Source organism: Bradyrhizobium sp. 31Argb, from assembly GCF_043638955.1.
Classification (GTDB): Bacteria; Pseudomonadota; Alphaproteobacteria; order Rhizobiales; family Xanthobacteraceae; genus Bradyrhizobium.
In genome coordinates, this window is the sequence record NZ_JBEGDB010000051.1 from 1 (window position 1) to 11,831 (window position 11,831).

Sequence of the window (11,831 nt, forward strand, 5' to 3'; positions counted from 1 at the left end):
AGGCTTCCTCCTAAAAGAAAGCCTTGAATCACGTTCAATCTGATTTGAGAATCCCAAGAGTCCACACGGCCTAGTCCGCTTGTGAATCCCGCAAGCCAGCCGAAATGTCCCTCGATCACCACATAGGTGGCAACTCCGAGGCTCAAGGAGAAGGGAACCAAGCCGGCGGTCGCATAGAGCGAGGTCGCGCGGACCAGGCGCTTCGACGAAGAACCTTGCTCGACCAACCGGTGTTCCATTGAGGGGACGATCAGGAGCCCCAGCGAAAGCGTCTGCAGCGCAAGTCCGACGGCGCAGAGCATTTTCGACGCGGAGGAGAGCGCCGGAAACCCGGTCTGGAAGAAGGCCTGGAATTGAAAGCCGAGCAGGACCTGGATGCCCAGGACGAGCAGACGGGTTTCGTCGAGCGCCGTCTTGACCTTGCGATCCAGCTTCTCGGACACAGTGGCCGCACTCCTTTCTCGCCGCGCCGGAACCGTCGCCGATGTCATATTGTTAACGCGACATGTCATCTAACGTTCATGCAGGGTGGGGTGCGACATGACGGCGCCGGACGTCCGCAAGGGGATGCCGCCGGTCAAATTGCTGCGCGAGGAGTTCGCGCGACGCTGTCGCAGCCGTTTCGTCGATCCCGCCTTCGGGCCGCTGCAGCGGGAGATCGACGCCATCATCGACGCGGCGTGGGATGCCTACAGTCATTCGCGCAAGTCGCCGCTGACGCGCAAAGCGGGGCCGGGCTTCGTCGATCCGGAATACGAACTTGCGGTGGATTGGCTTGCTGCGCGCGAGGCGATTCTGGCGGCGCAGCAGCGCCACGACGATGCGGCGGAGAGACCGCGCATCCTGATCATCAACGGCTCCTCGCGCAGCGAGCATACCTGTCCCGGTGAAATGTCCAAGAGCTGGCGATTGGTCAAGCTCGCCGAGCCTGTGTTCGTCGAGATGGGACTTGCCGTCGACATTCTCGATCTCTCGCGGCTGGCGTCCGAGTACGGCAAGCAAATCCATCCCTGCAAGTCCTGCGTCTCGACTTCGCCTGCGCTCTGTCACTGGCCCTGCAGTTGCTACCCGAACTACGCGCTTGGCCAGACCGACGACTGGATGAATGAGATCTATCCACTATGGGTGGCGGCGCATGGCATCCTGATCGTGTCGCCGGTGAATTGGTATCATGCGCCGACTGGGCTGAAAGCGATGATGGACCGGATGGTCTGCGCCGATGGCTGCAATCCCGATCCGACCTCGACCCATGGCAAACACGCCGATGAAGCCAAGGCACTCGAGTTGAAGGGCTGGCCTTATCCGCGCCATCTCGCCGGCCGCTACTTCGGACTCGTCGTGCACGGCGATTCCGCTGGCGCGGAAACGATGCGACGGTCGCTATCGGATTGGCTGACGGATATGAGGCTGATCTCGATCGGCCGAACCGGCGAGCTCGACGGCTATATCGGCTACATGGGGCCTTACGCGACCTCACATCAAGCGCTCGATAAGGATAGCGCGTTTCAGGAAGAGACCTTGAATGTTGCGCGCGCGCTCGGCAACGCCGTGAAGCTTGCGCGTGAGGGCAAGTTGCAGGATCCGGCGGCGGGGCTCGTCGAGCCGAATCCGAAATAGCGTCCGCGTCGGTTCCCGGGGAGGCCGGATCAATTCGCCGTTGCGCAGGAACGATGTTCGGCATTGTCGATTGGTCGGCATCTCCCATGCACTGCGACGGAGTTTCCCATGGACTTGAAAGGCAAGAAGATCGCAATTCTCGCAACTCACGGGTTCGAGCAGTCGGAACTGGAAGTACCGCGCGATCGGCTCAAGAAGGCTGGCGCCGCCGTCGACGTGGTTTCGCTGGCCGCGGGCGAGATCAAGGGCTGGGACATGAAGGATTGGGGCCGGCCGGCGAAGGTCGACAAGACGCTCGACCAGGTCTCCGCGTCCGACTACGACGCGATCGTACTGCCGGGCGGACAGATCAATCCTGACCTGCTGCGGATCGAGCCGAAGGCGCTGAAGTTCATCAAGGATATATTCGACGCCAAGAAGGTCGTCGCGGCGGTCTGCCACGCGCCCTGGCTTCTGATCGAAACCGGCATCGCCAAGGGGCGGCGGATGACCTCGTACAAGTCGATCAAGACCGACGTGATGAATGCCGGCGCCAAGTGGGAAGATTCCCAGGTGGTGACCGACCAGGGCGTGATCACGTCCCGCAATCCCGGCGATCTCGAGGCCTTCAGTGCCAAGATCATCGAGGAGGTGAAGGAAGGCCGCCACGCCCAGCGCAGCGCAGCCTGACGAAGCGAGCCAGCCGATGCGAAGCCAATTGGTCTCAGACGAGCCGGGTGCGCAGGTCCATGTCGTCATCCTCGACACCGGCGAGGAAGCGTTCGCGGCGCTGACGAAGTTCGCCAACGAGGCGAGGATTTCCGCGGCGGCGTTGACCGCGATCGGTGCGCTCGAGCGGGCGACCGTCGGCTGGTTCGATTTCGGCTCGAAATCCTACCGGAAGATCGAGGTCAACGAGCAATGCGAGGTGCTGAGCGCGATCGGCGACGTCGCGATCGGCGATGACGGCAAGGCCAGCCTGCACGTCCACATCGTGCTCGGGCTGTCGGATGGCTCCACGCGCGGCGGCCATCTGCTCGCGGGCGCGGTGCGGCCGACGCTCGAGGTCGTGCTGACGGAAACGCCGGCAAAGCTGCGCAGGAAGAAGAGGGCTGATCTCGGCATCGCCCTCATCGATATCGCGGCCAAATAGAAGGAGACGCGCTCAGATTGATCCGCGATCTGTGATCGCTTTCCGTAAGATGCGCGACAGCGACTCGACCGAGTAGGGTTTCTGGATCAGCTCGAATCCGCGATGCGCGTTTTCGGCGAGCACGTTGCTGTATCCGCTGGTCAGGACCACGGGCAGCCCGGGATAGCGGTCGCGGATCACGCTGGCGAGCTCCACGCCGTTTATGCCGGGCATGATGACGTCGGAGAATACGAGGTCGGCGGAAAACTCGTCTTCGGACAACAGGGCAAGCGCCGCATTGGCATTCGCCACGCGTTTGACCGAGTATCCGAGATCTTCGAGCAGCTCGGTGGAGAATTGCCCGACCTCGTCATTGTCCTCCACGACGAGGACGCGATAGCCGCGGCCCGTGGTTGCCGGCTCGCTGGCGATGGCTGCAGCGGATGCCGCATCGGCCGGTCGTGCTGCCTGCGGCAGATAGATCGTGAAGGCCGCGCCTCGTCCGAGCGTGCTGACGACATCGATGTCGCCGTCGGACTGCTTGGCAAAGCCAAATGCCTGGCTCAGGCCGAGCCCGGTTCCCTTGCCGACTTCCTTGGTGGTGAAGAACGGCTCGAAGATCGATTGCAGATGATCGGGCGCGATGCCGGTGCCGGTGTCGGCCATGGTGATCGCGACAAACTCGCCGCGGCGCGCCGGCTGGGCGCGCAGGGCAGGGATGCCCCGCACCTTCCGCACCGTAATCGCGAGGCGGCCTTCGCCGTCCATGGCGTCGCGGCCGTTCACCGCGAGATTGATCAGCGCGGTCTCGAATTGGGCGATGTCGGCGATCGCAAAGCAATCGGGGGCGTCGATCTCGACGTCGATCTGGATGCGCGCGCCGACCAGCGGCCGGATAAGCTGGGTCACGCCCTCGACCTGCGCGCCGACATTGAAGACCTGCGGCTTCAGCGGCTGGCGGCGGGCGAACGCCAATAGCTGCGCGGTCAGCTTGGAGGCGCGCTCCACCGTCTCGGAGATCGCGTCGATGTAGCGATGCCGGCGCTCTTCGGGCAGGTCGCGGCGGCGCATGAAGTCGGTCGCGGAGCGGATGATGGTCAGCAGATTGTTGAAGTCGTGGGCCACGCCGCCGGTGAGCTGGCCGACGGCTTCCATCTTCTGCGATTGCCGCAGCACCTCTTCGCCCTGGCGGCGTTCGGTGATGTCGACGGCTTCGGCCACGGCGCCGATCACGGTGCCGTGCTGGTCGCGGAGCGGCCGCATCGCGAAATCGAAATAGCGTTCGCCGACCGGAAGCCGCAGCATCATCTCGGTCTTGACGTCGTCGCCCTTCATGACCGCCACGAAGGCGTTGCGAACCAGCTTGGGCAAGTCGTCGGTCGCGGCGAACCAGGGCGTTTCCCAGAACGGCTTGCCGATGGCATCGCGGGCCTCGGCGCGGATGCCGGTCAGTGCCGTCCGGTTGGCATCGAGCACGTCGCCGTGCTGATTGAGCAGCACCTGATACTGGTGACTGGTCTCGAAGATCGCGCGCATTTGCGCTTCGCTGGCCTCGAGCTGCGCGGTGCGCTCAGAAATACGCAATTCGAGCGTCTCGTTCAGCCGGCGCAGCTCGATCTCGGCCTGCTTGGCCGCGGTGATGTCGTGGGCGACCCCGATGAAGCCGATATGGTTGCCGGTCGGATCCCAGCGCGGTTGCGACTCCGACCTGAGCCAGCGCCATTCACCGTCGGCGCGCAGATAGCGCGCCTCCAGCACGAAAGGCTTGAGCGAGGCTTCGCCCGCGATCGATTCCTGGACGATGCGCGACACGTCGTCGGGGTGCAGTCGCTTGCGCCAGTCGAACTTGATGGCTTCTTCGAAGGGAAGGCCGAGGAAATCGATATAGGCCCGGTTGGCGAAGGAGCGGGTGCGGTCGAGTTTGGTCACCCAGATCGGAACTGGCGCGCTGTCGGCGATCAGGCGGAAGCGCTCCTCGCTTTCGCGCAGCTTTTCCTGCGCGAGCATGCGTTCGGTGATGTCGATATGGGCACCGACCAGACGGAGTGCGCGGCCGTCGCGGTCGCGCTCGATTTCCCCGATGACGGCGATCCACCGGGTCTCGCCGTCGCTCGGACGGAGGATCCGGTATTCCGCCACGTAATCTTCGCTCGTCCCGGCCAGGGCATCGAAGAAATGCCTGATCGCGCGCTCACGATCCTCGGGGTGGATGCGGTCGACCCAATCCTCGTGGGTCTCGTTCACCGCATCCCACCCCAGCCCATGGACGATCAGGTATTCCGGCGAGCGGCGGTTGCGGACGCCCTCGCGGAAATCGACCTCGACGCCGCCGACGCGGCCGATACGCTGGATCCGGGCAAGCTCCGCCTCGCGCTCCTGTAACGCGCGATGGGCGCGGTCGCGTTCGCGCGCAATTTCTTCCAGATGCTGGCGCAGCCGTTCAGCGGCGACCGTCTCGGGAAGGACGTTCATAGGGTCTGGCGACATCGGGGCGGGCGACCTCTTTCCGTAGTCTCACACAACGGAAGAGGGCTTGCCAGCGTCATTTGGCCTTGGTGCCGGGCCGGCAGTTGTAGGCCCTGCGGAACCCCGCGGCCTGCGCGTCATCTTCCGAGCAGAACCAGCGGTCCGGCTTGGTTAATCCAGGGTAACTGCGGCACGCCTGCAAATGATAGATGCCGATATCGCCGGTGACGCGGGCGCGCACGGCGAACTTGCCCTTGATGTTGCAGCTTGCAGGCATCGGGAGATCTTCAGGGAAGAGCACGTCGCGGATCGCGCGATCGCGATCGGCGGGGCATGATGCGCCCAGCAGCACGCCCTCCTGCTTGCCGCGCCGGAACTCCTGCGGGGCAACGAAGCAGCCTTTCCACATGCCCTGGCGGTCTTCCCTGGCTCGCGCCTCCTCAGGCTTGAAGCGGCCGGCGGCGGATGCCTCGACATTCAGGGCAAAGCCCCGCTGGACCATCACCTCGCTGAGGCTGGTCGGGTCGCCTTCGATCTTGCACACGCCGAGATGTCGTTTCTTGTAGGTCGGGTCGGGGCCGAGATCGTCGCAGCGGACCTGACGGTCGCCGATCAGCTTCCTCAACTGGTCACGGGCCTCGATGCCGCAGGTCCAGCTCTCGGCATGCTCGTCGATGCACAATTGGTCGATCGGCGGCACGTCGATGCCATCGAGCCGGTAGGTCACGTTGCCGAGCTGAAGCGTGCTGCCGTCCCTGACGGTAGCGTTGGCGGCGAAGCCTTGGCTCGCTGGAAGGGCTATCAGGATCAGCCCTGCGATCAATGTGCGTAATGGCATGGTCTGCATCGATGGGCGTGCGGGGAAAGCCTTCTAGCACGAACCCCCCGCGAAGCTATTCCGGGTTGGGAAAAAGCCGCCGGAACCGGTCGACAGTGACCGATCCGTGGTTGACATTATAGAACAAAAAGAGAACATTGATATCCGTCCCGCATCCCGGAAATCGCCAGATGTCCTCTCTTCCCAGTGCCAGCACCGAGGATATCGACACGTTGGAGGCTGCCGTTGATGAGGCGATCGCGGCCTGCGGCGGGGATATGCGGGCCACCGTCCGCGCGCTGATCGTGGCCAACGACTATCTGGAGAACGAGGTCAGCGAGCTGATGAAGGCCGTCTCTCGCGCCCATGTGCGTGGTAGATTTAATACCTATTCGGGTTGATGGCTTCGGGAGCCGGGCGCAAGCCGGCTGCCTCCATATAGACCGTTGCCTCTCCTGAGTTTTCCTGTACCACGTCAATTGAGACGCCCACCGCCCGTACCACATTGCGGGCGAGGATCCTGCCCAAACGCTCAAGCAAGAAGAACATGTTCAAACGAATCCTGATCGCAAATCGCGGCGAGATCGCCTGCCGGATCATCAAGACTGCGCGCCGTATGGGGATTGAGACGGTAGCGGTCTACTCTGAGGCCGACCGCGATGCGCTGCATGTCGAGATGGCCGATGAGGCCGTGCTGATCGGCCCGCCGCCGGCGGCGGAGAGCTATCTGTTGATCGACAGGATCGTCGACGCCTGCCGCAAGACCGGCGCGGAAGCCGTCCATCCCGGCTACGGCTTCTTGTCCGAACGCGAGGCATTTCCGCGCGCGCTGAATGAGGCCGGCATCGTCTTCATCGGTCCCAACCCCGGTGCCATCGCCGCGATGGGCGACAAGATCGAATCCAAGAAGGCGGCGGCGAAGGCCAAGGTCTCCACCGTGCCCGGCCATCTCGGTGTCATCGAGGACGGCAAGCATGCGGTGCGGATTGCCGACGAGATCGGCTATCCGGTGATGATCAAGGCCTCCGCGGGCGGCGGCGGCAAGGGCATGCGGATCGCGCATTCGAAGGCCGAGGTCGAGGAGGGCTTCAACCTCGCGAAGGCCGAAGCGAAATCGTCGTTCGGCGACGACCGCGTCTTCGTCGAGAAGTTCATCGTTGATCCCCGCCACATCGAGATCCAGGTGCTCGGCGACAAGCACGGCAATGTGATCTATCTGGGCGAACGCGAATGCTCGATCCAGCGCCGCAACCAGAAGGTCATCGAGGAGGCGCCGTCGCCGCTGCTCGACGAGACCACGCGCCGCAAGATGGGCGAGCAGGCGGTCGCGCTGGCGAAAGCGGTGAACTACGACTCTGCCGGCACGGTCGAGTTCGTCGCCGGCCAGGACAAGAGCTTCTACTTCCTGGAGATGAACACCCGCCTGCAGGTCGAGCATCCCGTCACCGAGCTCGTCACCGGTATCGATCTCGTCGAGCAGATGATCCGCGTTGCCGCCGGCGAACAGCTCAGCCTTGCACAGAAGGATGTGACGCTGACGGGATGGGCGGTGGAATCGCGCGTCTATGCCGAGGATCCGTTCCGCAACTTCCTGCCGTCGATCGGGCGGCTGGTGAAATATCGTCCGCCGGCCGAGAAGAGCCAGGACGGCGTCACCGTCCGCAACGATACCGGTGTCCAGGAGGGCGGCGAGATCTCGATCCATTACGATCCGATGATCGCCAAGCTGATCACGCACGCGCCGTCGCGGGCGGCGGCCATCGAAGCGCAGTCGAGCGCGCTCGATGCCTTCTATGTCGACGGCATCAGGCACAACATTCCGTTCCTGTCGGCGCTGATGAACCATCCGCGCTGGCGCGAAGGAAAGCTCTCCACCGGCTTCATCGCGGAAGAATATCCAAAGGGATTTTCGGCGCGTCCGCCGGAGGGCGAGATCGCACGACGGTTGGCGGCAGTGGCCGCGGCGATCGACCACGTGCTCGGCGAGCGCAAGCGGCAGATCTCGGGCCAGATGAATGGCCGACTGGTGCAGCGGGAGCGGCGTCGCGCGGTGTGGCTCGACCGCGAGGAGATCGCGCTCGATGTCGCGCGCGAGGCCGACGGCGTCGCGGTGCGCTTCATCGCCAGCGATGGGCTGCCGGGCAATCCGCACAACCTGGTCTCGAACTGGGTGCCGGGCGAGCCGGTGTGGCAGGGCACGATCGACGGCCAGTTCGTGGCGATGCAGGTGCGCCCGATCAACAACGGCTTCCGCCTCGCGCACCAGGGATTTGAGGTTTCGATCTACGTCTTCACCGAAGCCGAAGCGACGTCGGCGCGTCTGATGCCGGTAGTGTCGGCCGCCGATACCGGCAAGAAGCTTTTGTGCCCGATGCCGGGGCTGGTGGTGTCGATCGCGGTCAGCGAAGGGCAGGAGGTCAAGGCCGGCGAGACGCTTGCGGTGGTCGAAGCCATGAAGATGCAGAACGTGCTGCGCGCCGAGCGCGACGGCACGGTGAAGAAGATCCACGCCGCGCCCGGCGCAACGCTGGCGGTCGACGCCCTGATCCTCGAATTCGCGTGAGGCATGATCCGGAACGTAGACATCAGTTCTCCGAAAGGATCGCGCCGAAGCTGAGATAGAGAGAATTTCCATGACCTTCCGCGCGCGACGCGAAGCACTGCGTTCGATCCTTGCGGGCACCGGCTGCGTCCGACCGGGCTCGGTCTATGATGCGACGTCGATCCGGATCGCCGAGGATCTCGGTTTCGAGGTCGGCATGTTCGGCGGCTCCGTTGCCTCGCTCGCGGTGCTCGGCGATCCCGATATCGCCCTGATCACGCTGACTGAGCTTGCCGAGCAGATGCGGCGGATGTCACGGGCTTCGGCTCTTCCTGTGCTTGTCGATGCCGACCACGGCTATGGCAACGCGCTCAACGTCCGCCGCACCGTGCAGGAGCTCGAGGTCGCCGGCGCCGCCGGCCTCACCATCGAGGACACCTTGCTGCCGCAGGCGTTTGGTCAGGCCAAGACGCAACTGATCCCGCTCGATGAAGGTGTCAGCAAGATGAAGGCCGCGCTCGACGGCCGCAGCGATCCATCGCTTGTCATCATTGGCCGCACCGGCGCGGTGTCGATCACCGGCCTTGACGATGCGATCGCGCGAGCAAAGGCCTATGAGGCCACCGGTGTCGATGCGCTGTTCTTCACCGGCATCAAGGTCAAGGCGGAGCTGGAAGCGATCTCCGCGGCAACGACACTGCCGATCGTGCTTGGCGGTGCGCCGGAGGAGATGGCCGCGCCGGATTATCTCGCGGGCCTGCGCGTGCGGATTGCGCTGCAAGGCCATGCGCCGTTCGCAGCGGCGACGCAGGCGGTCTACGAGACGCTGAAGGCGCTGCGCGAGGGCGCGTCGCCGAAAAGCCTGAAAGGGCTGCCATCCCCGGAACTGACCGGCCGTGCGATGCGCGAGGCTAAGATGAAAGCGCGCAGCAGCGAATTCCTCGGACTGAAGAAGTGAGCGACACGATCCGTCATGTCATGATCCGCGGTCGCGTCCAGGGCGTCGGCTACCGCGCCTGGGTCGAATACGAGGCGCGCGTGCGCCGACTCGAGGGCTGGGTGCGCAACCGACGGGACGGCAGCGTCGAAGCGGTGTTTGCCGGGCCCGAGACCGTTGTGTCCGATATGATCGCCGCGTGCCAGCGCGGACCGAGCGCGGCGCGTGTCGATGCCGCGCAGCACGATGCCGGCAGCCCCGATCTCCTGAACCTGCGCGACGCAGGCGAGGGTTTTTCGGTCCTGCCTACGGTATAACCACCATAAACTGGGGACGCCATTGGGCCGCCGCGGTCGTCGGAGGTTTGGCGGGCGTGACTTCGCTGACGGCGTCTCGTGACGACTTCAGGGCGTAGGGCGAATTCTAGACAGGGTAGCGTACCGAAAACGCCCTTGCCTCCATGAGCACAGGCATAAGCCCTCGCCCCCTATCGGTGAGTTGATATTCGACGCGCGGCGGCTGCTCGCCGAAGTCTCTTCTCTCGATCAGGCGATCATTCTCCAGCTCCCGCAGGTGCTGTGTGAGCATCTTCTGCGAAACGCCCGGCATGTCCCTTTTCAACTGCAAGGTCCGCAATGATGGCGCCGCGTAGAGGCGGAACAAGATCGGCAGCTTCCAGCGTCCGGTGATCATTCGAAGCATTCTGGTGACATGTGCTACAGAACCGTCGGGGCCAAGGCAAGCTGACCGCTCCTCGTGTCCTATGGGCACTTTTAAGTGCGTAATTGTCTCGGTCATCGTTCCGTCCATTCTATGAGCCGTCGACTTCAAGGTAGGTGCTCGGCAATGGATTTGAAACTGGACGGAAAGGTCGCGCTCATTACCGGGAGCAGCAAAGGCATAGGAGAAGCGATAGCCAGAGGGCTCGCTCGCGAGAAGACGATCGTCGTCGTCCACGGACGCGATCGAAACCAGACGGAGAGGGTCGCTCACGACATCTCCGCGCAGGGAGGACATGCTCATGCCGTGGTCGGAGACCTCACTGTTGACGATGAAGTGTGGCGCCTGGTCGATGAGGCACAGGCCCTGGCCGGCCCGATAGACATCCTGGTCAACAATGCCGGCGGTTCAGGCGATGCCGAAGACTGGACGAACAGTCGCCCAGCTTCTTGGGCGTCCGCCTACGACCGCAACGTCCTCGCCGCCGTGAGGGTGACTACCCGGCTGCTACCGAGGATGCAGGCAGCCAGGTGGGGACGTGTCGTAAACATTTCCAGCCTAGTTGGTTTGATGCCTCCGGCCTCCAGGCCCGACTACTCCGCCTGCAAGGCGGCGATGAACGCCATGACGGCGTCGATGGCCAAAGCCGTTGCGGCCGATGGCGTGACGGTCAACACGGTGTCGCCTGGCACGATACGTAGCGCCAGGCTGGATACCCGGTTCCGCGAGGTCGCAGCAGAGCGCGGGCTTGCGGACGGCTCTCCATGGAAACTGATTGAACAGACCGTCCTGCCCATGTTCGCCCAGGTACCCGTCGGCCGCGTCGGAACACTAGAAGAGATAGCTGATGCCATCTCATTCCTCGTCAGTCCCAGAGCGGGATACATAACCGGTGTCAACCTCAGGCTCGACGGCGGGATGCTGCCTAGCATCTAGTGGGTCGCATCTGACATTTGATTCCCGGCAGGGATTCCTCCTGAGCCTGCCCATCGGACCGAAGCGGCAAAATCCCGCCGGGGCACCGGTTGACACTCGCTCCGTTTTATCAGATATTTCTGTCATGACAGAAATGACCGGTAAGAGAAAACTTCCTCCCGCGGTCGAGCGCTTCATCCTGCATTGGGGCGACATGGGGGATGAGTGGGGTGTCAACCGCTCGGTCAGCCAGATCCACGGCCTGCTCTATCTCGCCGAAGCGCCGATGACGGCGGAGGACATCGCCGACACGCTCGGCATGGCGCGCTCGAACGTCTCCAATTCGCTCAAGGAGCTGCTTGCCTGGAACCTGATCCGCCGCGTGCCGATCCTCGGCGACCGGCGCGATCATTTCGAAGCGGAAACCGACATCTGGGAAGTCGCAGCGCGGATCGCCGCAGGCCGCAAGGAGCGGGAGATCGATCCGGCGATCGCAGCGCTTCGCGCCTCCGTGTCTGACGCCGCCGACGATCCCACGATCAGCCCGGTCGCGAGCAAGCGGCTGAAGGAAATGCTGGCTTTCACCGAACTCGTCGACCGCTGGTACAGCCAGATGCTCAACGTGCCGCGGCCGCGCCTGGTCGCGCTGATCAAGCTCGGCGAGAAAATCGTGAATCTGCTGCCGATAGGAAGAGCCAAATAGGCA

The 11,831-nt window shown here is 63.8% G+C and carries 13 protein-coding genes; 9 read left to right on the top strand and 4 right to left on the bottom strand.

Annotated elements, in window-relative coordinates:
• Positions 1 to 443, bottom strand: a 443-nt coding sequence (locus AAFX91_RS12910) for a DUF6328 family protein (RefSeq protein WP_394566734.1), incomplete at its 3' end; no start/stop codon positions are given.
• A gap of 97 nt (positions 444 to 540) precedes the next feature.
• Here AAFX91_RS12910 and AAFX91_RS12915 point away from each other — a divergent pair.
• The 3 genes from AAFX91_RS12915 (at position 541) to AAFX91_RS12925 (ending at position 2,749) form a co-directional block, all read left to right on the top strand.
• Positions 541 to 1,617 (top strand): flavodoxin family protein, encoded by a 1,077-nt coding sequence (locus AAFX91_RS12915; protein ID WP_130577727.1) that lies wholly within the window; start codon positions 541 to 543, stop codon positions 1,615 to 1,617.
• A gap of 108 nt (positions 1,618 to 1,725) precedes the next feature.
• Positions 1,726 to 2,286, top strand: coding sequence for a type 1 glutamine amidotransferase domain-containing protein (locus AAFX91_RS12920; RefSeq protein WP_130577728.1), 561 nt, complete (start codon positions 1,726 to 1,728; stop codon positions 2,284 to 2,286).
• 16 nt (positions 2,287 to 2,302) lie between these two features.
• Positions 2,303 to 2,749 (top strand): PPC domain-containing DNA-binding protein, encoded by a 447-nt coding sequence (locus AAFX91_RS12925; RefSeq protein WP_130577729.1) that lies wholly within the window; start codon positions 2,303 to 2,305, stop codon positions 2,747 to 2,749.
• A gap of 12 nt (positions 2,750 to 2,761) precedes the next feature.
• On the opposite strand, the gene AAFX91_RS12930 is transcribed toward AAFX91_RS12925, so the two are convergent.
• Positions 2,762 to 5,200: a PAS domain S-box protein gene (locus AAFX91_RS12930; protein ID WP_394566736.1), complete on the bottom strand. Its 2,439-nt coding sequence runs from the start codon at positions 5,198 to 5,200 to the stop codon at positions 2,762 to 2,764.
• 70 nt (positions 5,201 to 5,270) lie between these two features.
• The gene (locus AAFX91_RS12935) at positions 5,271 to 6,032 is read right to left on the bottom strand and encodes a thermonuclease family protein (RefSeq protein ID WP_394566737.1); all 762 of its coding nucleotides are present in this window, start codon (positions 6,030 to 6,032) and stop codon (positions 5,271 to 5,273) included.
• 170 nt (positions 6,033 to 6,202) lie between these two features.
• On the opposite strand from AAFX91_RS12935, the gene AAFX91_RS12940 reads away from it, so the two are divergent.
• From AAFX91_RS12940 to AAFX91_RS12955, 4 genes are all read left to right on the top strand, one after another.
• The gene (locus AAFX91_RS12940; protein ID WP_130577732.1) at positions 6,203 to 6,412 is read left to right on the top strand and encodes a hypothetical protein; all 210 of its coding nucleotides are present in this window, start codon (positions 6,203 to 6,205) and stop codon (positions 6,410 to 6,412) included.
• 146 nt (positions 6,413 to 6,558) lie between these two features.
• Complete coding sequence (locus AAFX91_RS12945; protein ID WP_282528224.1) at positions 6,559 to 8,574, top strand: acetyl/propionyl/methylcrotonyl-CoA carboxylase subunit alpha; 2,016 nt, start codon at positions 6,559 to 6,561, stop codon at positions 8,572 to 8,574.
• Between the two features lie 70 nt (positions 8,575 to 8,644).
• Positions 8,645 to 9,511, top strand: coding sequence for an oxaloacetate decarboxylase (locus AAFX91_RS12950; protein WP_394566739.1), 867 nt, complete (start codon positions 8,645 to 8,647; stop codon positions 9,509 to 9,511).
• The gene (locus tag AAFX91_RS12955; protein WP_130577735.1) at positions 9,508 to 9,807 is read left to right on the top strand and encodes an acylphosphatase; all 300 of its coding nucleotides are present in this window, start codon (positions 9,508 to 9,510) and stop codon (positions 9,805 to 9,807) included. Before AAFX91_RS12950 ends, AAFX91_RS12955 begins: the two co-directional genes overlap by 4 nt.
• 106 nt (positions 9,808 to 9,913) lie before the next feature.
• On the opposite strand, the gene AAFX91_RS12960 is transcribed toward AAFX91_RS12955, so the two are convergent.
• Complete coding sequence (locus tag AAFX91_RS12960) at positions 9,914 to 10,288, bottom strand: helix-turn-helix domain-containing protein (protein WP_130577736.1); 375 nt, start codon at positions 10,286 to 10,288, stop codon at positions 9,914 to 9,916.
• Positions 10,289 to 10,336: 48 nt separating this feature from the next.
• Here AAFX91_RS12960 and AAFX91_RS12965 point away from each other — a divergent pair, with 48 nt between their 5' ends.
• Positions 10,337 to 11,146 (top strand): SDR family NAD(P)-dependent oxidoreductase, encoded by an 810-nt coding sequence (locus AAFX91_RS12965; RefSeq protein WP_282528225.1) that lies wholly within the window; start codon positions 10,337 to 10,339, stop codon positions 11,144 to 11,146.
• A gap of 124 nt (positions 11,147 to 11,270) precedes the next feature.
• The gene (locus AAFX91_RS12970) at positions 11,271 to 11,828 is read left to right on the top strand and encodes a GbsR/MarR family transcriptional regulator (RefSeq protein ID WP_130577737.1); all 558 of its coding nucleotides are present in this window, start codon (positions 11,271 to 11,273) and stop codon (positions 11,826 to 11,828) included.
• The last annotated feature ends 3 nt before the right edge of the window (positions 11,829 to 11,831 follow it).

What these genes read in the sequence shown, in the direction of transcription:
- AAFX91_RS12915 (WP_130577727.1), top strand. Translation starts at nt 541, where the DNA reads ATGACGGCGCCGGACGTCCGCAAGGGGATGCCGCCGGTCAAATTGCTG.
- AAFX91_RS12920 (WP_130577728.1), top strand. Translation starts at nt 1,726, where the DNA reads ATGGACTTGAAAGGCAAGAAGATCGCAATTCTCGCAACTCACGGGTTC.
- AAFX91_RS12925 (WP_130577729.1), top strand. Translation starts at nt 2,303, where the DNA reads ATGCGAAGCCAATTGGTCTCAGACGAGCCGGGTGCGCAGGTCCATGTC.
- AAFX91_RS12930 (WP_394566736.1), bottom strand. Translation starts at nt 5,200, where the DNA reads ATGAACGTCCTTCCCGAGACGGTCGCCGCTGAACGGCTGCGCCAGCAT.
- AAFX91_RS12935 (WP_394566737.1), bottom strand. Translation starts at nt 6,032, where the DNA reads ATGCCATTACGCACATTGATCGCAGGGCTGATCCTGATAGCCCTTCCA.
- AAFX91_RS12940 (WP_130577732.1), top strand. Translation starts at nt 6,203, where the DNA reads ATGTCCTCTCTTCCCAGTGCCAGCACCGAGGATATCGACACGTTGGAG.
- AAFX91_RS12945 (WP_282528224.1), top strand. Translation starts at nt 6,559, where the DNA reads ATGTTCAAACGAATCCTGATCGCAAATCGCGGCGAGATCGCCTGCCGG.
- AAFX91_RS12950 (WP_394566739.1), top strand. Translation starts at nt 8,645, where the DNA reads ATGACCTTCCGCGCGCGACGCGAAGCACTGCGTTCGATCCTTGCGGGC.
- AAFX91_RS12960 (WP_130577736.1), bottom strand. Translation starts at nt 10,288, where the DNA reads ATGACCGAGACAATTACGCACTTAAAAGTGCCCATAGGACACGAGGAG.
- AAFX91_RS12965 (WP_282528225.1), top strand. Translation starts at nt 10,337, where the DNA reads ATGGATTTGAAACTGGACGGAAAGGTCGCGCTCATTACCGGGAGCAGC.
- AAFX91_RS12970 (WP_130577737.1), top strand. Translation starts at nt 11,271, where the DNA reads ATGACAGAAATGACCGGTAAGAGAAAACTTCCTCCCGCGGTCGAGCGC.